Source organism: Streptomyces sp. NBC_00224 (assembly GCF_041435195.1).
In the GTDB taxonomy this organism is placed as follows: domain Bacteria; phylum Actinomycetota; class Actinomycetes; order Streptomycetales; family Streptomycetaceae; genus Streptomyces.
In genome coordinates this window covers 1418441-1437271 of the sequence record NZ_CP108106.1, presented here as the reverse complement: position 1 = coordinate 1437271, position 18831 = coordinate 1418441, and the positions used below count along the sequence as shown (strand labels likewise).

The 18831-nt window shown below is 73.9% G+C and carries 8 protein-coding genes; 3 read left to right on the top strand and 5 right to left on the bottom strand.

Annotation, left to right across the window (positions count from 1 at the left end; genetic code table 11):
- Window positions 1-69: 69 nt before the first annotated feature.
- Together OG965_RS06390 and OG965_RS06385 are read right to left on the bottom strand one after the other, a co-directional pair.
- Entirely contained in the window at window positions 70-3876 is a 3807-nt protein-coding gene (locus tag OG965_RS06390) for a type I polyketide synthase (RefSeq protein ID WP_371650019.1), read from the bottom strand.
- On the bottom strand, window positions 3869-12631 hold the full coding sequence (locus tag OG965_RS06385) for an amino acid adenylation domain-containing protein (protein WP_371650017.1): 8763 nt from the start codon (window positions 12629-12631) through the stop codon (window positions 3869-3871). The genes OG965_RS06390 and OG965_RS06385 overlap by 8 nt, the downstream gene beginning before the upstream one ends.
- Window positions 12632-13450: 819 nt before the next feature.
- Between OG965_RS06385 and OG965_RS06380 the strand changes: the two genes are divergently transcribed.
- Entirely contained in the window at window positions 13451-14749 is a 1299-nt protein-coding gene (locus tag OG965_RS06380; RefSeq protein WP_371650015.1) for a condensation domain-containing protein, read from the top strand.
- 85 nt (window positions 14750-14834) lie between these two features.
- Window positions 14835-15362, top strand: a complete 528-nt coding sequence (locus OG965_RS06375; RefSeq protein WP_371650013.1) for an RNA polymerase sigma factor — start codon at window positions 14835-14837, stop codon at window positions 15360-15362.
- Between the two features lie 303 nt (window positions 15363-15665).
- Here OG965_RS06375 and OG965_RS06370 read toward each other — a convergent pair whose 3' ends face one another.
- From OG965_RS06370 to OG965_RS06360, 3 genes are all read right to left on the bottom strand, one after another.
- Window positions 15666-16751: a hypothetical protein gene (locus OG965_RS06370; protein ID WP_371650012.1), complete on the bottom strand. Its 1086-nt coding sequence runs from the start codon at window positions 16749-16751 to the stop codon at window positions 15666-15668.
- 94 nt (window positions 16752-16845) lie between these two features.
- Window positions 16846-17112, bottom strand: coding sequence for a hypothetical protein (locus OG965_RS06365; protein ID WP_371656858.1), 267 nt, complete (start codon window positions 17110-17112; stop codon window positions 16846-16848).
- Between the two features lie 218 nt (window positions 17113-17330).
- Window positions 17331-17495 carry a hypothetical protein gene (locus OG965_RS06360; protein WP_371650010.1) on the bottom strand — a complete coding sequence of 55 codons (165 nt, stop codon included), beginning with the start codon at window positions 17493-17495 and terminating at the stop codon, window positions 17331-17333.
- A gap of 117 nt (window positions 17496-17612) precedes the next feature.
- On the opposite strand from OG965_RS06360, the gene OG965_RS06355 reads away from it, so the two are divergent.
- Entirely contained in the window at window positions 17613-18818 is a 1206-nt protein-coding gene (locus OG965_RS06355; protein ID WP_371650008.1) for a phosphodiester glycosidase family protein, read from the top strand.
- The last annotated feature ends 13 nt before the right edge of the window (window positions 18819-18831 follow it).

The window sequence follows — 18831 nt, the reverse complement described above, 5'->3', positions numbered from 1 at the left end:
CCTTCGTTGCTGCGCGGCCGGGGCCGCGGTGCGCCGCACGGTCGGGTGTGCGGCGCGGCGTTGGGGTGGTCATCCGGCGGCGGGCCGCAGGGCGGCGGCGAGCACCGCGCCGATGCGGGCCACCGGCTCCGGCTCGGTCATCTCGTAGTGGCCGCAGGGCACGGCGTGGTCGGTGAGGACGCCGCCGACGTACGGGCGCCAGCTGTCGGCCTTTCCGGTCGCCAGCGACAGGTCGGCCGGTTCGGCGGAGGCGGGGGCGTCCTCGGTGGCGCTGAAGAAGAGCACGTCGCCGCGGAACACCTCGGGGGCGAACTCGCCGGCGATGGCGAGGTTGTTGCGCATCACCCGGGCGATCGCGAGCGCTTCCTCGCGGGTCACCGGCGAGGGCCCCCGCTCCGCGCCGTCCTCGCCGATCAGCCGGACCACCTCGTCGACGTCCCTCGCCCCGCCGTCGGGCATCTCCAGGCCCGCGACGCGCACCAGCAGGGACGCCACCTGGCGCTCGGTCGCGGCCGGGTCGGCGGCCTCGTCCTGGGTCAGCGGGGCATCCAGCATGGCCAGCAACTCGACCTCCTCGCCCTGCCGTTGCAGCGCGGTGGCCATCGCGTGGGCGACGAACCCGCCGTAGGACCAGCCCATCAGCCGGTACGGGCCCTCCGGCTGCACCTCGCGCAGATGGGCGAGATAGGAGTCGACCATGTCCTTGGCGTCGGCGGCCGGTTCCCGGGTGCCGTCCAGGCCGTGGGCCTGGAGGCCGTAGACCGGCTGGCGGGCCCCGAGGTGGGGCAGCAGACCGGTGTAGCGCCAGGCGATGCCCGCGCCGGGGTGCACACAGAACAGCGGGCGCTGGTCGCCGTCGGCGCGCAGCGGCAGCAGCGGGGCGAACGCGTCCCGCCCGGCCGCGCCGCCGCGCCCGGCCAGCGCGACGAGCCCCGCGACGGTGGGCGCCGACAGGAACGCGGCGGCCGGGACGTCCAGGACGCCCTCGGTGCGCATCCGGCCCGCGAGGATCACGGCGCGCATCGAGTCGCCGCCCAGGTCGAAGTAGTTGTCGTGGATGCCGATGCCCTCGATGCCCAGGGCCTCCTCCCAGTGCCCGGCCACGGCGCGCTCCCGCGGGGTCCGGGGCGCGGCGTACTCGGTCGTGAGGTAGGGGCGGGGTGCCCGGCCGGAGCCGCTCCCCGGCGCCGCCTCGTCGTCCGTACCGGCGGTCGGCCTGGCGCCGGGCGCCTCGATCCAGTGGCGGCGCCGCTCGAAGGCGTACCCCGGCAGTGGCACTCGGCACGGCTCGCGCGCGTCGTCCGGGCCGGTGATGTCGGCGGGCACGCCCGCGCTCCACAGCCGGCCGAGTGCCTCCGCGAAGACCTGTCCGTCGGGGGTGGCGGCCTTGGCGTGGCGCATGGTGGGGACCGTGGCCACCGGTGCGTCCCCCAGCCGCGCCCCGGCCAGCTTGGCGAGGCTGTCGCCGGGGCCGATCTCGACGAACAGCGGGTTGCCGTGCTGCCAGAGCGAGGCGATGCCGTCCGCGAACCGGACGGTGCGGCGGGTGTGGTCGAGCCAGTGCTCGACGCTCGTCGCCTGCTCGTCGGTGACCCAGGTGCCGGTGACATTGGTGATGTACGGGATGGTCGGCGCCCGCAGTGTCATGGTCCGCAGCACGTCCGCGAAGGCGGGCAGGATCGGGTCCAGGACGTGGGAGTGCGCGGCCGCCGGCAACCGCAGCCGGCGGAAGGCGACCTCGTCCGCGAGCAGCCGCGCCTCCAGGGCCGCCACCGCGTCCTGGCGCCCCGCGACCGTACAGGCGGCCGGGCCGTTGACGGCCGCCAGCGACAAGTCGTCGGTGAGGTAGCCGCGCAGGGCCTCCTCGCCGAGAGCCACGCCCACGGTGGCGCCCCCGGCCGAGGCGATCAGCCGGATCCGCTCCGCGACCAGCGGCAGCATCTCCTCCGGCGTCATCACCCCGGCCAGTGTGGCCGCGGTGTACTCGCCCAGCGAGTGCCCGATGAAGGCGGCGGGCCGTACGCCGTGCTCCATCAGCGCGGTGGCCAGGGCGTATTCGGTGACCACCAGGGCCAGGAAGGCGTCGACGCCGCCGGGTTCGGAGTGCTCGTACAGCGCGGTGCGCAGATCGCGGCCGGTCACCGGCCGCAGGATCGCGGCACAGCGGTCGACGGCGTCCCGGTAGACCGGCAGATCGCGGTAGAGCCCGGCGCCCATGCCGATGTACTGGGTGCCGCCGCCGGGCAGCAGGAACGCGACCGGCGGGGCGTCCTCGCCGCGCACCTCGGCGGGTGCCTGGAGCGGGTGCAGCAGGATCCGCGCGGCCTGCTCGGCGCTCTGCGCCGCCACCGCCGCCCGGTGGGGCATGGCGGGACGGTCGGTGCGCAGGGTGTGGGCGACGTCCGTCAGATCGAGCTCGGGGTGTTCGGTGAGGTGGCGCCCGAGGCTCTCGGCCTGTCCGCGCAGCGCGCCGGGGGTGCGGGCGGAGAGCGGCAGCACGTGCCAGCGCGGGTTCTCCTCCTTGCGGGGAGCCGGTGCGGGCGGCGCGGGCGGGGCCTCCTCCACGATCACATGGGCGTTGGTGCCGCCGACCCCGAACGCGCTGACGGCGGCCCGGCGCGGCGCGGAGCCGGAGTCCCACTCTTCAAGGGCGGTCGGCACCCGGAACGGGCTCGCCGCGAAGTCGATCAGCGGGTTGGGCTGCTCGAAGTGGAGGGTCGGCGGTATCTGCCGGTGCTCCAGAGCCAGCACGATCTTGATGAACCCGGCGATCCCGGCGGCGGCGCCCAGGTGGCCGATGTTGCTCTTGACCGACCCCAGGGCGCAGAACTGCTCGCGGTCACTGCTCTCGCGGAATGCCCGGGTCAGGGCGGCCACTTCGATGGGGTCGCCGATGCGGGTGGCGGTGCCGTGGGCCTCCACATAGCCGATGGAGTCGGCGTCGACGCCCGCGGCCACCTGGGCGGCGAGGATCGCCTCCGTCTGGCCCTCGGTGCTGGGGGCGGTGAAACCGACCTTGCGGCGGCCGTCGTTGTTGATGGCCGAGCCCCGGATCACCGCGCGGACGCGGTCGCCGTCGGCGAGGGCGTCCGCCAGGCGCTTGAGGACCACCATGCCGACGCCGTCGCCCGAGGAGGTGCCCGCCGCGTCGGCGGCGAACGCCCGGCAGCGGCCGTCCGGCGAGAACGGCCCGTCGGGCACGTGCCGATAGCCCAGCAGCGCCGACGGGTTGAGGGAGGCGGCCCCGGCGAGCGCGACGTCGCACCGGTAGTCGATCAGGTCCTGGCAGGCGGTGTGGATCCCGACGAGCGCGGTGGAACACGCCGTCTGGAGCGAGAGGCTGGGCCCGGTCAGGCCCAGTTCGTACGAGATCCGGGTGGCCAGGGTGCCCAGCGAGTTGCTGGTGGCCGCGTGGACCAGGGCGACCGAGGCGCTCTGTCCGGCGAAGCGGGGGTGGACGTGCCCGGGGTAGTAGCGGCTGTCGCCCGCTCCCGCGTACACGCCGACCTGGAGGTCGCCGTGCCCGTCGGCGTATCCCGCCTCCTCCAGGGCGTGGTAGGCGCACTCCAGGAGCAGGCGCTGCTGCGGATCGATGACCTCGGCCTCGGCCGGGCTGTAGCCGAAGAAGGCGGAGTCGAACCGGTCGATGCCCTCGACCACCGAGGCCATCCGCACCAGGTCGGGGTCGGCCAGACCGTCGGGGTCGCCGCCCGCCGCCAGGAACTCCTCGTCGGTGATGGGCCGGATCGACTCCCGGCCCGCCGCCAGGTTCTCCCAGAACTCCTCGACCGTGTCGGCGCCGGGGAGGCGCGCCGCCATGCCGACGACCGCGATCGCCGTGTCGGGCCCGTACTCCGGCCGGTCTGTCTCATCCATCGTTACGGGGTCCTTCGTGCTCGGTGTGCGGGGTGTTCGGGGCGGGGCGGCGGGCCGCCCGCGCGGCGCGCTGGCGCTCGGCCCGCTGCCGTACGCGGTCGAGACCGGCGGACGGGGCGCTGTCCGGCGCCGTGGCGGGCACGGGGTCGGCGGGAGCGCCGCCGGCGCCGATGTCGGTGAGGTGGCGGGCCAGCGCCCGGACGCTGGGGTGGCTGAACAGGTCCACCACGCTCAGCTCGCAGCCGAGTTCCTCGTTGACCGCGCCCTGGGCGCGGACCAGGAGCAGCGAGTGGCCGCCGAGGTCGAAGAAGTTCTCCTCGACGCCGACCCGGTCGCGCTCCAGGACGCGGCACCAGATGGCGCTGAGGATCTTCTCCAGTCGGCGCAGCCCCTCGGCGGAGTCGTCGGAGGCTCCTCCGGCCGCCTCGGCCGTCGACGAACCGGCCGCGCGCAGCACCCAGTTGCCGGTGGCCCCGGCCGCCTCGGCGGACTTCCCGGCCGCCGTGTACAGGGCGCCGAGGTCGGCGTCGTCCTCCAGGACCACCCGGCCCGCGAGGCGGTGCACCGGGCGCAGCGCTGCCCGGACGTGCCCGCGCACCCAGGGCATGGCCCGGTCGGTGCCGATCAGCAGGTGCGGCTCGTCCAGGGTGCGGGCCAGGTCGAAGGAGCGCAGTGCGGCGGAGGCGTCCAGGACGCGGTAACCGCGTGCCTCCGTCAGCGACTTGAGGCCGTACCCCTCGCTCATGCCGAGCTCGTCCCACATGCTCCAGGCCAGGCTCTGCGCGTCCAGGCCGGCGCCGCGCTGATGGGCGGCGAGGGCGTCGAGGAAGGCGTTGGCGGCGGCGTAGGAGCTGCTCATGGAGCCGCCGAAGTAGCCGTTGACCGAGGAGAACGAGACGAACGAGCGGGCCGCGTGCTCCTGGGCGAGCCGGTGCAGTGCCCAGCCGCCGGTGACCTTGGCGGCCAGCGCCGCCCGCCACTCGTCCAGGCCCAGATCGGCCACCGCCCGCTGCTCGAAGCGGCCCGCGAGGTGCACCACCCCGGCCAGCGGGGCGGACCAGGCGGCGGACGCCTCGTCGACGACGGCGCGCAGCGCGTCCAGGTCGGTGATGTCGGCGCTCGCGTACCGCACGTCGCCCTGCTCGCGCAGGGTCCGGTACGTCTCGATCCGGCGGGCGAGCGGCCCGCCCTCGGCGAGGTGCTTGTCCCAGCTGTCCTCGTCGGGCAGTTGGGTGCGCCCGACCAGGAGGAGCCGGGTGCCCGGCGTCCTGAGCAGGTGCTCCGCCAGCCGCCCGGCCACTCCGCCGAGGCCGCCGCTGACGAGGCGGAACCCCTCGGCGACGGGCACCGGCGTGCGCGGCAGGGGGTCGGGCAGCGGGGCGAGGCGGCGGATCCAGCGCTGCCCGTCGCGGAAGGCCACCTCGGCGTCGGCCACCGGCGCGGCGGCCTCGGCGAGCAGCAGTTCGGCGGTCTCGTGCGGGCTGCCTCCGGCCGCCAGGTCCAGCTGGACGGTGCTCAGCCAGGGCAGCTCCTCGCGCAGGCTCTTGAGGAGACCGCCGACGGCGCCGTGCGCGTAGGAGGGGCGTTCACCCGCGCGCACCGCCTGAGCCTCCACGCCGACGAAGTGGACGGCGACCCGGCGACCCGAGGTGTGACGGGCCGTCAGGGCCTGGGCGAGGCAGAGCAGGGAGTCGGCGCCGTCGCGCTGAGCCTCCAACAGCTCGCCCACGCTCCCCGGTTCGCCGCCTTCCACGCCGAGCGTGCCCAGGTGCAGGACGGTGTCCACGGGCCGGTCGTCCGCCGCGAGCCCGTCCAGCAGGCGTCCGTAGTCCTCGGCCGCGTCGACGCGCACCCGGTAGGCGGCGGCGTCGAGCCGGGCGAACTCCGGCCCGGCGGTGACCACCGTGCACCGCCCGCCCCGTACGCGCAGCCGCTCCGCGACCGCGTCGGCCACCTCGGCGGCCGGTGCGTGGCGCCCGGCAAGCACCAGGGTGTGCCCGCCGGGCACGGCCGGGGCGTGGACGCGCTCGGCGCGCTGCCACACCGGGCGCAGGAACCAGTCCGGCACGGTCGCGGTGCTGCCGAGCAGGATCTCCGACGCCTGGGCGGCCGAGTCGAACTCGCCCGCCTCGAACCGCTTGCGCAGCTGGGTGCGCTGGATCTTCCCGATCTCCGTCTTGGGGATCACGGCCGCCTCGACCGGCATCAGGTGCGCCGGGCTGATGCCGATCTCCCGGGTGACCTTGCCGCGGACGGCGCGCAGCGCCTGGGTGACGTCCGTGCCCTCCTCCACGTGGAAGAAGAGCGCGAGCTCGTCGGTGCCCGCCGCGGGGTCGGTGCGCACCGCGCAGGCCGCGGTGAAACTCCGTACGACGAAGGGGAGTTCCTCGACGCAGGACTCGATCTCATGGCTGTAGTGGTTGACGCCGTTGACGATGATGACGTCCTTGGCGCGGCCGGTGATGTAGAGCTCGCCGGAGCGCAGGAAGGCCAGGTCGCCGGTCTCGAACCAGCCCTCGGGGGTGAACGACTCGGCGTTCGCCTTCGGGTTGTCGTGGTAGGCGGAGGTCACGGTGGTGCCGCGCACCTGGAGCCGGCCCGCGGTGCCCTCGGCGACGATACGGTCCTGGTCGTCCACGATCCGCATGGCGAAGCCCGGGTAGGGCAGCCCGCAGCTGACGAACGTCTCCTCGCCGGGCTGCGGCTCGGCCGCGAGCACGGTGTCGGTGACCACCGAGGAGGTCTCGGACATGCCCCAGCACGGGTGCATGACGTCCTGCGGCAGCCCGAAGGGCTTCAGTACCTCCAGGAAGCGCCGCGCGGTCGCGGCGACCACCACTTCGCCCGCGTTCATCACCAGACGCATGGGAGACAGGTCCCAGGGCCGCCCGGCCATCCGGTGCGCCTGCTCACTGACCAGGCCGAACGCGAAGTTGGGCGCCCAGGTGACACTGGCCCGGTGCCGGTGCGCCAGGTCCACCCAGCGCAGCGGGTCCTCCAGGATCCAGGAGGTCGGCGCGTGCACCTGGCGGCAGCCCAGATAGACGTCGCGCAGATGGAACATGACCACACCGGTGACGTGGTCGAGCGGGATCCAGTTGACCGAGACGTCGTGCTCGGTCAGCGAGTTGAGGGAGGCGGTGGCCGCCGCCCGGGTCAGGACGTTGCGGTGGCTGAGCCGGACCGCCTTGGGCAGCCCGGTGCTTCCCGAGGTCAGCAGCATCAGCACCACGTCGTCGGGTTGCGAGGGGTGCCAGTCCTCGTCGAGGGTTCCCGCGCGCAGCGCGTCGGTCGTGGTCAGCCGCAGACCGGGCCACTCCCGCCGCCGCGCGAGGTCGCGCAGGCCCGCCTCGCCGGACGCGGAGGTGATGATCCAGGGGCGGTGCAGCATCTCCCACACCCCCTCCAGCTTGGTCAGGGGCGCCGACGTCGTCGCGTACGAGACGGGGACGGTCAGCGGCACGGTGACGAAGCCGCCCAGGACACAGCCCCACAGGGTGGCGAGGAAGTCCTCGGTGTCCTCGCACTGGAGGATCACCTGGTCTCCGGGGCGCAGCCCGAGCTCGCGCAGGCCGCCCAGGACGCGGGAGGCCTCCTCGATCAGCGAGGCGTAGCCGCGCCGCGTCTCGGTGCCGTCGGCGCGGACGTGGACGACCTCGGCGTGCGGGCCGCCCTCGGCCGCCCGCCGCAGCGCCTCGGCCCAACTGCCCACCGTCGGCTCGGGCAGCTCGGGCCCCTCGCTCAGTGCGGGCACGGCCTTGCCTGCGCCGGCGTCGGAGCTGTGCGCGGGTGCGTCCGTGCGCGAGGAGGACGAGCCGATGTACAACCGGCCGATCTGCTCGGTGACTTCCTCCAGGGCCACGGTCGCCGAGCGGATGCCCGGCAGCTGGGCCAGGCCGCGCTCCCACTGCTCGGCGGTCTCGGTGTCGATGACGGGCAGTTGGCCGAGCGCCGCGGTGTCCAGGGTGCCGTCGGGGTTCCTCGGCAGGTCGCTGACGGCGGTGATCCGGGGAGCGGGCTCGGAGTCGGTGCGCCGCAGGGCGCGGGCCGCCTGCTCGGTCGCGGCGGCCCGGGTGGGCACGGCGAACACGGTCGGCCGCCCGTCCGCGCCCGCCAGGGCCACGGCGTCGCGCAGATCGCCCCGGGCGAGGAGCTCGCGCTCCAGGTCCGCGCCGTCGAACAGCGCATCCGAAGCCGCCTCGCCCCGGACGGCGGGCTCGGGCGCGGGCAGGGCGCCGAGGTGCAGACCGGGATCGTCCGCCACGGCGGCCAGCAGGGCGTGCAGGGCGAGCGCGGCGCGCTCCACGGTCGCGTGGTCGAACAGGTCGGCGGCGTACTCGATGTGGCAGGCGAGGCCGTCCCCGGCGCCGTCCTGCCCGCGGTGCTCCACCACGTCCACGAAGAGGTCGAACTTGGCGGTGCCGGTGGCGCTGGGCCGCAGCGGCGCCTCGTTTCCGCCGAGCCGCAGCACGGCCTCGGTGTTGTTCTGCAGGGCGAGCATGACCTGGAAGAGCGGGTGGCGGGCCGGGGTGCGGGCCGGGTTGAGCTCCTCCACGAGCCGGTCGAAGGGCAGGTCCTGGTGGTCGTAGGCGGCCAGGTCGAAGTCCCGTACGCGGGCGAGCAGTTCACGGAACTCGGGGTCGCCCGAGGTGTCGGTGCGCAGGACCAGCGAGTTGGCCATCAGGCCGATCAGGTCGTCGAGCGCCTCGTCTGCGCGCCCGGCCACGGGGGTGCCGACGGGGATGTCCGTGCCCGCGCCCCAGCGGGTGAGCAGGGCGGCCAGGGCGCTCTGCAGCACCATGAACAGGCTCGCGCCGCTCTCGTCTCCGAGGCGCAGCAGGGCGCGGTGCAGGTCGGCGGAGACGTCGAGGGTCAGATGGCCGCCGCGGCGGCCCGGGGCCTGGGGGCGGGGGCGGTCGGCGGGCAGCGGGATCTCCACCGGAAGGCCGTCGAGCGCGTCCTTCCAGAAGGCCAGCTGACGGTCTGCCAGGCCGGTGGCGCCTGCCAGCAACTCGCGCTGCCACAGGGTGTAGTCGGCGTACTGGACCGGCAGTTCGTCCCAGCCCGGGTCGCGGCCCTCGGCGCGGGCCGCGTACGCGGCGGACAGGTCCTCGGCCAGCGGGCGCAGCGACCAGCCGTCGGCCGCGCTGTGGTGCAGGACGATCACCAGCGTCCGCGCGGCTCCCGTCCCGTACAGACCGGCCCACAGCGGCTGGTGCCGGGTGAGGTCGAAGCGGTGCCCGCGCGCCAGGGCGACATGCGCCTCGACCTCCTGCGCGGGGCAGTCGACGACGTGCAGCACGGGCCGCAGGGTGCCCGGCGCGGCTATCTCCTGGCGGGGTGTGCCGCCGGTCTCCGGGAGCAGGGTGCGCAGGCTCTCGTGCCGGTCGGCGACATCGGCCAGGGCCGCCCGCAGGGCGTCCACGTCGATCTCCCGCTCCAGCGGGACCACCAGCGGAATGTTGTACGTGGCGGCCGCCCCGTCCAGCTGGTTGAGGAACCACATGCTCTGCTGGGTGGCGGAGAGCGGCACCGGGTCCGGCCGCTCGGCCCGGACCAGCGTCGGCCGGGCCGGTCGTCCGCCGTCGGACGTGACGTGGGTGGCGAGCGCCGCCGGGGTCGGCAGGGCGAAGAAGACGGCCATCGACACCTCGGCGCCGGTGGCCGCGCGAAGCCGGGTCATCAGCCGGGTGGCGAGCAGCGAGTGCCCGCCGAGGTCGAAGAAGTTGTCGTCGGCGCCGACCGTCCCCTCCGGCAGCCGCAGCAGCTCCTCGTAGAGGCGGCACACCAGCGCCTGGGACCCGGTGGCCGGGGCGCGGCCGGTGGCCGCGGCGGCGAAGTCGGGGGCGGGCAGGGCCTTGCCGTCCAGCTTGCCGTTGGCCGTCAGGGGCAGCGCGTCCAGGACCACGCACGCGCTGGGCACCATGTGCTCGGGCAGCGACTCGGCCAGATGGCGACGCAGTTCGGCCGGTTCCGGACGCGATCCGGGGGCGGGGACCGCGTACGCCACGAGGATCCGGTCGGCCGCTCCCTCCGTCTCCCGGGTCACCACGGCGGCCCGGGCCACGCCCGGGTGGCCGACGAGCGCGGCCTCGATCTCGCCGGGCTCGATCCGGAAGCCGCGGATCTTCACCTGCTGGTCGGAGCGGCCCGCGTACTCCAGGGTGCCGTCGGCCGCGCGCCGGGCCAGGTCGCCGGTGCGGTACATCCGCTCGCCGGGCGCGCCGAAGGGGTCGGCGACGAACCGCTCGGCGGTCAGCTCGGGGCGGTCGAGGTAGCCGAGGGCGAGACCGGGGCCCGCCACGTACATCTCGCCCACCCGACCGGGCGGAACCGGCTGGAGGCAGTGGTCGAGGACGTACACCCGAAGGTCCGGGAGCGCGGTGCCGATGACGCTGCGGGCGCGCGGGTCCTCGATCAGCTCGCGGGTGACGCGCTGGTGGGTGACGTGCACGGTGGTCTCGGTGATGCCGTACATGTTGACGAGGGCGGGCGACTCGTCGCCGTGCCGCTCCAGCCAGGGGCGCAGATGCGCGGGCTCCAGGGCCTCGCCGCCGAACACCACGTACCGCAGGGCGAGTGGGCCGTCCTCGTCACCGGCCTCCTGGTCGGCCTGGACGAGCTGCTGGAAGGCGGAGGGCGTCTGGTTGAGGACGGTGACGCCCTCGCGCCGCAGCAGCCGCAGGAAGTCGCGCGGGGAGCGGCTGGTGTCGTACGGGACGACGACGAGCCGGCCGCCGTGCAGCAGCGGCCCCCAGAACTCCCAGACGGAGAAGTCGAAGGCGTACGAGTGGAAGAGCGTCCACACGTCGTCCGGGCCGAAGGCGAAGTGCGCGGCGGACGTCTCGAAGAGCCGCACGACGTTGGAGTGCGGGATGACCACGCCCTTGGGGCGCCCGGTGGAGCCCGAGGTGTGGATGATGTACGCGGGGTCGCCCGGGGTGAGCGGCGCGGGGCGGTCGGCGTCGGTGAGGTCGGTGTCCGGGCGCGCGGCCAGGTCGCGCTCGACGGCCGGGTCCCCGACGGCCACGGCGGCGGCGCCGGTCTCGGGAAGCGTCGCAGCGGTGGCCGCGTCGGTGACGAGCAGCGCGGGCGAGGCGTCGGCGGCCACCGCGCGGATGCGCTCGGCCGGGTAGCCGGGGTCCAGCGGCAGATACGCGGCGCCGGACTTGACCACGGCGAGCAGGGAGACGACGAGCTCCAGTGAGCGGGGCAGCGCCAGGGCAACCACCCTGCCCGGTCCCGCGCCGCGCTCGACCAGCAGTCGGGCGATCCGGTTGGCGCGGGCGTTGAGCTCCGCGTAGGTCAGCGAGGCGCCCTCGTACGTGACGGCGACGGCGTGCGGGGTGCGGGCGGCCTGGGCCTCGAAACGGGTGGGCAGGACGGCGTCGGGCGCGGTGCGCGCGGCCTCGGCGGGGGCGTACGACGGTGTCTCGCCGGGGTGCAGCAGGCTCGTGCGGGCGAGCGGCAGGGTGGCGTCGGCCTCGGCGAGCTGGTCGAGCAGGAGCAGCAACCGCTGCTGGTGGTCCTCCAGTTCGGCCTCGGTGTACAGGGCCGGGTTGGCGTCGAAGGCGATCCACAGCCCTTCGCCGCCCGCGCCGGGCCGCACGCTGATCTGGAGGTCCTCGACGGCGCCGCCGGACAGGTGGTGCGAGGTGGTGCGGTGGCCGCCGAAGGGCGGCTCCTCGTCGAACGGGACGAGGTTGACGACCGGCCCGTACAACCGCCGTGCCCCGCCGATGAGTTTGAGGTCGCGGCGCAGGTCCTCGGCCCGGTACTGCTGGTGCCTGCGGACGTCGCGTAACTCCGCGGCGACGGCCCCGACCAGCTCACCGGCCGTGGTGGCGGGGGTGACGGCGAGGCGCAGCGGCAGGATGTTGGACGCGGTGCCGGGCGTGCGCAGGGCGGTGGAGCCGAGCCGGCTCATGGTGGGCAGACCGAGCACGATGTCGTGCTGTGCGGTGACCCGGTGCAGATAGGCGGCGACGGCCGCGACGACGAGGTCGTTGCGCGCTCCGCCCAGGCGCGCGGCCGCGGTGGACAGCCGCTCGGTGTCGGCCGCGGAGAGCAGGGACGTCCGGCGCAGGAAGGAGGCGGCGGGCGGTGCGACGGCCTCGGTGAGTCCGGTGGCGCCGGGGGAGTCGGCGAACCGGCCGGTCCAGTAGGCGCGGTCGCGTACGAAGCGGTCCGAGGCCCGGTAGGCCGTCTCCTCGTCGAGCAGTCGGCTCACCGGGGCGAAGGTGCTCTCGGGCACCTCGCGGCCGGCCGCGAGCGCCGCGTAGACCTCGGACAGGCGCCGGGCGACCAGCTTGTAGCTGTAGCCGTCGAGGAGGATGTGGTGGGCCCGCAGGAACCAGAAGAAGCGGTCGGGGGCCACGGTGAAGAGGGCGTGGGTGAACAGCGGCCCCTCGGAGAGGTCGGCCGCCGTCGCCATGTCGGCGCGTATCCATGCCTCGGCCGCCGCGCGCGGGTCCGCCTCGCCGCTGACGTCCACCAGTCGCAGCGGCCAGTCGTCACCCGCGGCCGGCGCGGAGCGGGGGCCGTCGGCGGTGTCGGTGAACCGCAGCGCGAAGGTCTGCGCCTCGCCGACGGTGCGGCGCAGCGCGGTCTCGAACAGCGCGGTGTCCACGGGCCCGTGGATCTCCACGTACTCGGCGGTGTTGTAGGCGGCGTTCGCGGGGTCGAGCCGCTGGGCGAACCAGAGTCCCTGCTGGGCTCCGGTCAGCGGGCTACTGGTGTCCTCCTGGACAGACATGGCACCAACCCTCATTAGGCGTCTTTGAAATTCTCGGCACGCAGAAAGAACCCGCGGGCCCTCGCTGGGAAGCCGTTGGGCAGGCGTGTGCGATCCGCCCACCGAGTGAGCGGAATTTGCATGGGGACGGAAGCGAGGAATGCATCGCCGAAATGCCGCTGCGGGGGCGGAACTTTGGTGAGAGCCGGCAGTGCCGTGACGGGGCGCAGCCTTCCTCGGAACAGCAACCCTGCATGAGGGTAAGTCGGCGGGTCAAGAGGATCATCCTCCCGGGCGTGTCCCCGACGGAGGGTCAAAACCCCTTGGATTACGGGGTTCACCCTGTCAGGTGTCATGTGCACGGCCGCATGAATTTGGCCAGCTTTCGAAGTTCAGTTCGCGTCAATGAACAAGCCATGGCCTGTTAAAAAATCGTGCTGCTGGCAAGTGCCCCCTTGGGGAAAGCGCTGTATACGAGCGATCCACGGGGTCGGCCGAGCGCCGATGTTGAGCCAAATCCGGTTGCGCGGCGAAGGAGAGGGCTGCGCTCCGGTCGGCGTTCGGGGCACCCTGGGGATTCCCCGGCTGCGGAAGCGGGCCGCGTGCCGGAGGGTCTGAGGGATAGGTCACTGCACAAGCCTCCTTGAAACCCTTGCGGGAGAATGGAATTGCCGCTTCACTGAAGCGCGATTCGGGATCCATGCATCGGCCAATACGGCCAGGGCTCAACGCGCGAACCCCGAAAAGGGCCGCTCGCGCGGCAAGGCGGAGCGTGTGCATGGGGCAGGACGCGGCCGGACCGGCGCAGTGCCGGGTAAGGGAAACTGAAAGGCAATGGGGATGCAGCGCAAGTTATGCCCGGTCGAAACGATCTACGTGGCGCAGCGGAGCCGTGCCGTGCTCTCCTGCACCGTGCGCGGCGACCTCGACGAGGAGCTGTTCGCCGCGGCGTTCGCCGCCAAGGTCGCCGAGCACCCCTCGCTGCGCTGCCGGATCGCCGTCGAGGACGGGGCCCATGTGCTCCAGCCGATGGCGGCGGACGAACTGCCGAGGCTGCTGGTGCGCGACGGCGGGCCCGACTCCTTCACCGAGGAGTTCAACACCCCGCTGCCGGTCGGCGGTCCGCTGGTGCGGGCCGTGCTGCTGCGGGGCGGCGACGAGCACACCGTGATGCTCAGCGTCGACCACACCATCACCGACGGCCACAGCGCCATCGCCCTCCAGAACGCCCTGTGGGACGCCTACACCGCGCTTGCCGGTGAACTCCCCGACGGCGCCGCGGAGTACGGCGAACAGTGGCCGAGCCCCATCTCCGAACTGCTGCCGCCCGTCTCCGCGCAGGAGGCCGAGGAGTATCTCGCGCGCCGCGTCGAGCGGACCCGGCAGGCCCCCGTCGTCTGCCTGCCGTACGAGGCCGTGGGCACCGAGCGTGAACCCGGGCAGCCCGAACTCGCCGTACAGCGCGTGCTGTTGGAGCCCGACGACACCGCGCGGTTGCTGCGCTTCGCCAAGGCCGAGGGCGTGTCCGTGCACGGCCTGATCGCCTCAGCCGCCCTGACCGCCGTCCGCCACCGCCTCGGCGGCGAGCCCGGGGCGCGCACCCTCGGCTGTCTCTCCCCGGTGGACCTGCGCTCCCGGCTCACGCCGCCGCTGGACCGCGAAGTGATGGTGCCCGCCGTCACCTCCTGCCTGGACGTGCTCGAAGTGGCGCACGACGCCGACCCGCTGACCCTGGCCCGCCAGGTCACCGAGAATCTGCACGCGGCCATCGAGCGGGGCGACTTCCTCCAGGAACTGCACCTGCTGCCGAAGGTCCCGCAGCACCCCGCGCTCCTCGCCACCAGCGTGATCGTCACCAACATGGGCCGCGTCTCGGGCCCGGTGACCCCGGACGGTCTGGAGGTCACCGACGTACGCCTCGCCCCGGCCCGCGAGCACTACTTCCCCGAGGCCGGGCGCGGCCCCGTGATGGCGTGCGTGGTCTCCTTCGACGGTCGGCTCGGCATCGAACTGCCCTACAGCGCCGGGTGCTTCACCCACGAGCAGGTGGACGAGCTGCGCGCCGCCCTGCACACCAACCTGCTCGCGTTCGCCGCCCACCGCGACGACGCCGAGGACACGGTGACGGTGCCCGCGTGAGGGACGCACCGCCGACGCCTGCCCGGCGCGGCCCGCACCCGCCACGCACCTGTTCGAGCAGACCGAGTCCAGGAGTACTCCCACGGTGACCACGACGAACGATGCGCAGGCCCCCGTCACCACGGCCCTGCTGCCGCGCGCACAGGCCGGGGACGACCGGGCCATGAACGACATCCTCCTGCACATCGCGCCCTTCGTCGGCCGGCTCTGTCTGCCGATCGCCCAGAGCCACAGCTCCGACGCCGCCCAGGAGGCCATGCTCGCCATATTCCGCGGCATCCGGGGGCTGCGCGAACCCGAGGCCTTCTACGGCTGGGTCCGCGCGGTCACCGTACGGGAGGCCGTCCGTACCTCGAAACGGCTGAGCCAGGGGCCCACGGACGACCTCACCGACCGCGCCCTGGACGGCAACCCCCTGGACACCGTCCACATCTCCGACGCCATGGACCGGCTGCCCGACCAGCACCGCCAAGTCCTCATGCTGCGCGCCGTCTACGGCATGAACGAGGAGGAGATGGCCGCGACGCTGGCCCTCCCCGTCGGCACCGTCCGCTCCCGGCTGCACCGAGCCCGCCGCAACTTCCAGGACGCCTGGCACCAGCAGTCGGCGTGACCCGGAAGCAGCTCACGCCGGGGCGGGCCGGGCGGCGGACCCGGCCGCCAGGGCGACGGCAGCCAGCAGGAGCAGCGCCGGCGCCGGCGCGGCGGGCGTGCAACCCCAGATAACTCACGGCGTCCACCAGACCGGTGACGAAGGTGAGCAGGTCGAGCAGCGGCGGCAGGACGTCACGGTGGTCCCTTGCGCCCGGGAAGAGGCGCGCGGCACCGCGGTGCAGCGGCCCGGCGACGTTCACACGAGAGGTGTTCATACGCCTCCTTCGGCAGGTGCGCGGTCCACCGCGAGCCGGGTCCCCGGTCAGCCCACGGGGCGGCGGTCGACCGGGGTGACCGGTGTGCGGACGGCGACCGTGGTGCGGCGCGGGCCGGACCACGGGGCGGGCACGGCGTCGATGTCCCTGGCCAGCCAGTAGGCCAGTTGCTCGTAGTTGATCCGCCAGCCGCGGAAGTGCGGCCAGGCCTCCTCGGGCGTGCGCTCCATCGGATAGCCCTGGTCGGCCATCCGCGCCACGCCGTGCAGGAAGTCCTCGTAGGTGAGCCGGAGCGGGTCGTCGGGGTGGGGGTCGCGGTCGTACGGAATGCCCCGCAGATCCGCGATGTCGCGCAGACAGACGAACCCGGCCCGCAGGGCGAGCCGGACCTCGGCCTTGGGCTGGGAGGGGTTGAAGGCGAGCCGCAGCGCCGCCGCGTCCAGCACGGCCAGCAGGGCGATCAGCCAGTTGCGGTTGGCCTTGGGGGAGCGGAAGTGGATCAGGACCGGGTAGGTGGTGTGACTCTCGCTCACCTCGGCGCTCCACCGCTCCCAGTTGCGGAACAGCTCGGTGAGGCTGTGCAGCATCTCGACCTGGGCGTAGCGGGCGAGGATCTCCGGCCCCCAGGGCGGGCTGCCTGCGCGCGACTGGAGGAGGGTCACCTCCGTCTCGCGGCGCTGGTAGGCACCGTAGAGGGTGGGGAGATAGCCGACCTGGAGGCCGATGACGATGGGGCCGGTGGCGGCGGCGCAGAAGTCGATGACGTTGAGCGTGACGCGGGTGCCGCCGGCGAAGCCGAGGGTGAAGAGCGAGGAGCCGGACTCGATCATCGCGTCCTGGAACGGCAGCCGGCTGACGGCCGCCTCCAGGAGCGCGTAGCCGACCATGAAGCACGCCAGCCAGCCCATCAGCGTCACCACGACGGCCAGCGGCGCCACCGGGGCGAGTATCCGGTCCTTCGCCTCCGCCTCCGGCAGCCGGTCGGCCACCAGCTGGAACGGCCGCCGGACCAGACCGTGGACGACCTGGGTGAAGCCGGAGCGCGTCGGCCGGGGTATCACCAGGGTGCGCAGCACCGAGGAGAAGATCCCGAGGACGATGACGGCACCCATGATGCCCTGTAGTACACGCACCGCAGCTCTGTTCCTTCCCAGGTCGTGGGGATCATTCAAGCGCACGGCGCACGCGGGCACCCCGCTTCCCCCTCGCGCCGGACCGCAGGCCGCCTCAGTCGGCCAGCGGGTTCTCGGGGGAGACGCCGGGGCCCGGGAAGTCGGGGTCGTCCTCGGCGCGCGGCAGCGGCCGGTGTCCCTCGGACCAGTCGTTGGTCCACCCGCAGACGCCGCAGGCGTACCGGCCGTCGAGCCCGGCCACACGCGTACCGCACTGGCGGCACTCGGCGTGGGTGATCTCCGGGGCGAACGCCGTCGCGGGCGCCGGGGGAAGCGCTGTGCCGTGAACTTCACCCGGGGTGCCGCCGGTTGGTGAAGTGATCAAGTACCTCTCCAGGTCTGCTCAATTCTCGCTTCGCCGCCATCTGAGACGCGGCCAGTTCAGCACCATTTCCAGGGGAGCAAGACTCTTATGAAGCGTACTTTGGCATGCCTTGGCGCCTTTGCCGTCATCACCGTTGGCATGGTCACGACCGGCCCGGCAGCGCAGCCTCGGCCTGTCCGCCGACGGCGTCTACGGCCCCAACACCCGTGACGCCCTCAGGTGGCCTGGCGCACCATGGCGTCCCGGCCGGCCCAGGCATACGCCCCTCGGTCCGTCACCCTCAAGTGGTGGCGGGCCGGGGGGCTTTCCGCGCCACGGGAACGCGCGGCCGACCGCCCGTACGACCGTACGAGGGCTGCCGGGGGGCTGTTCTCGGTCATCGCGTCGAGCCTGCCCGTGGGCCGCCGCGCGGCTCGCTAGGCTGCGGCTGCCGATGCGGTGTGGGTCTCAGGAGATGAGGCGCGATGGGGTGGTCCCTGGGCTGGGCGAGAATGGCGATGACAGGGATCGCCGCGGTGGGAATGGTCGTCGGTGAGGGCGCACTCGCCCCGGGTGCCGCGCAGAGCGCGCCGGCCGTGGGGTTCGGGCGCACGGTGTCCGTCGCGCCCGGCATCTCCTACCGGAGTTTCACCGTCACCGCGTCCCACGGGCTGACACGTGGTCACCTCGTGCTGGCCGACCTGAGCAACCCGCACGTCAAGGTGGACCTTCTCACACCGGGCGCGGTGGCCGCCCGGGCGAAGGTGACCGCGATGGCCGACGCACAGGACGCGGTGGCCGCCGTCAACGGGGACTTCTTCAACATAAGCGAGACCCAGCACCCGGGCGTGGAGGCCACCGGCGCCTCCTCGGGCCCGGCCATCGAGTCCGGCCGCCCGCTCAAGGCCGCCGTGCCCGACGGCCAACGTTTCGGCCCCACCCTGCCGCCGGGCACCACCGCCCGGGACGTCATCGGCGTCAACTCGGCGCGCACCGGGCGCCTGGACCGCCTCACCCTGGAGGGAACGGTCGACACCGGCCGGGGCGGGCTGCGCCTCGACGGGCTCAACCAGTACGCCCTGCCGGTGGGCGGGGTGGGCGCCTTCACCGCGAAGTGGGGGTCCGCCTCCCGGGAGCGCGCCGCGTGCGGCACCGACGCGGCGCGCGGTGCGCCGTGCACCAAGGACACCTACGAAGTGACGGTACGGCGGGGCCGTGTCGTCAGCACGTCGACCGTCCTGGGCAAGGGGCCGGTGCCCGTCGGCACCTTCGTCCTGGTTGGGCGCGAGAACGGGGCCCGCGCCCTGAGCGCGCTCAGGCTCGGCGACCGGGCCGGGCTGAGCTACCGGCTGCGCGGCCGCAAGGGGCCGCTGGCGTTCGCGGTGGGCGGTATGCCGGTGCTGCGGGCCGGCGCACCGCTGAACGGGCTCGACGACCGTACGGCCGCCACCCGCACCGGCGCGGGGATCGGAGGCCGCGGACACCGCCTCTACCTCATCGCCCTGAACGGCTCGGCCGAGAACGACGCGGGCCTCACCCTCGCCGAACTCGCCCGGCTGATGCGGGACATGGGCGCCGAAGACGCGGTCAACCTCGACGGCGGCGGCTCCTCCACGCTCGCCACGCGTGGCCCGGGAGACCACGGCGTCGTCGTCCGCAACCGGCCGCCGGGAACCTTCGAACGCACGGTGGCCAACGGCATCGGGGTCTTCTTCCGGCGCTGAAGGCGCGGTCCGC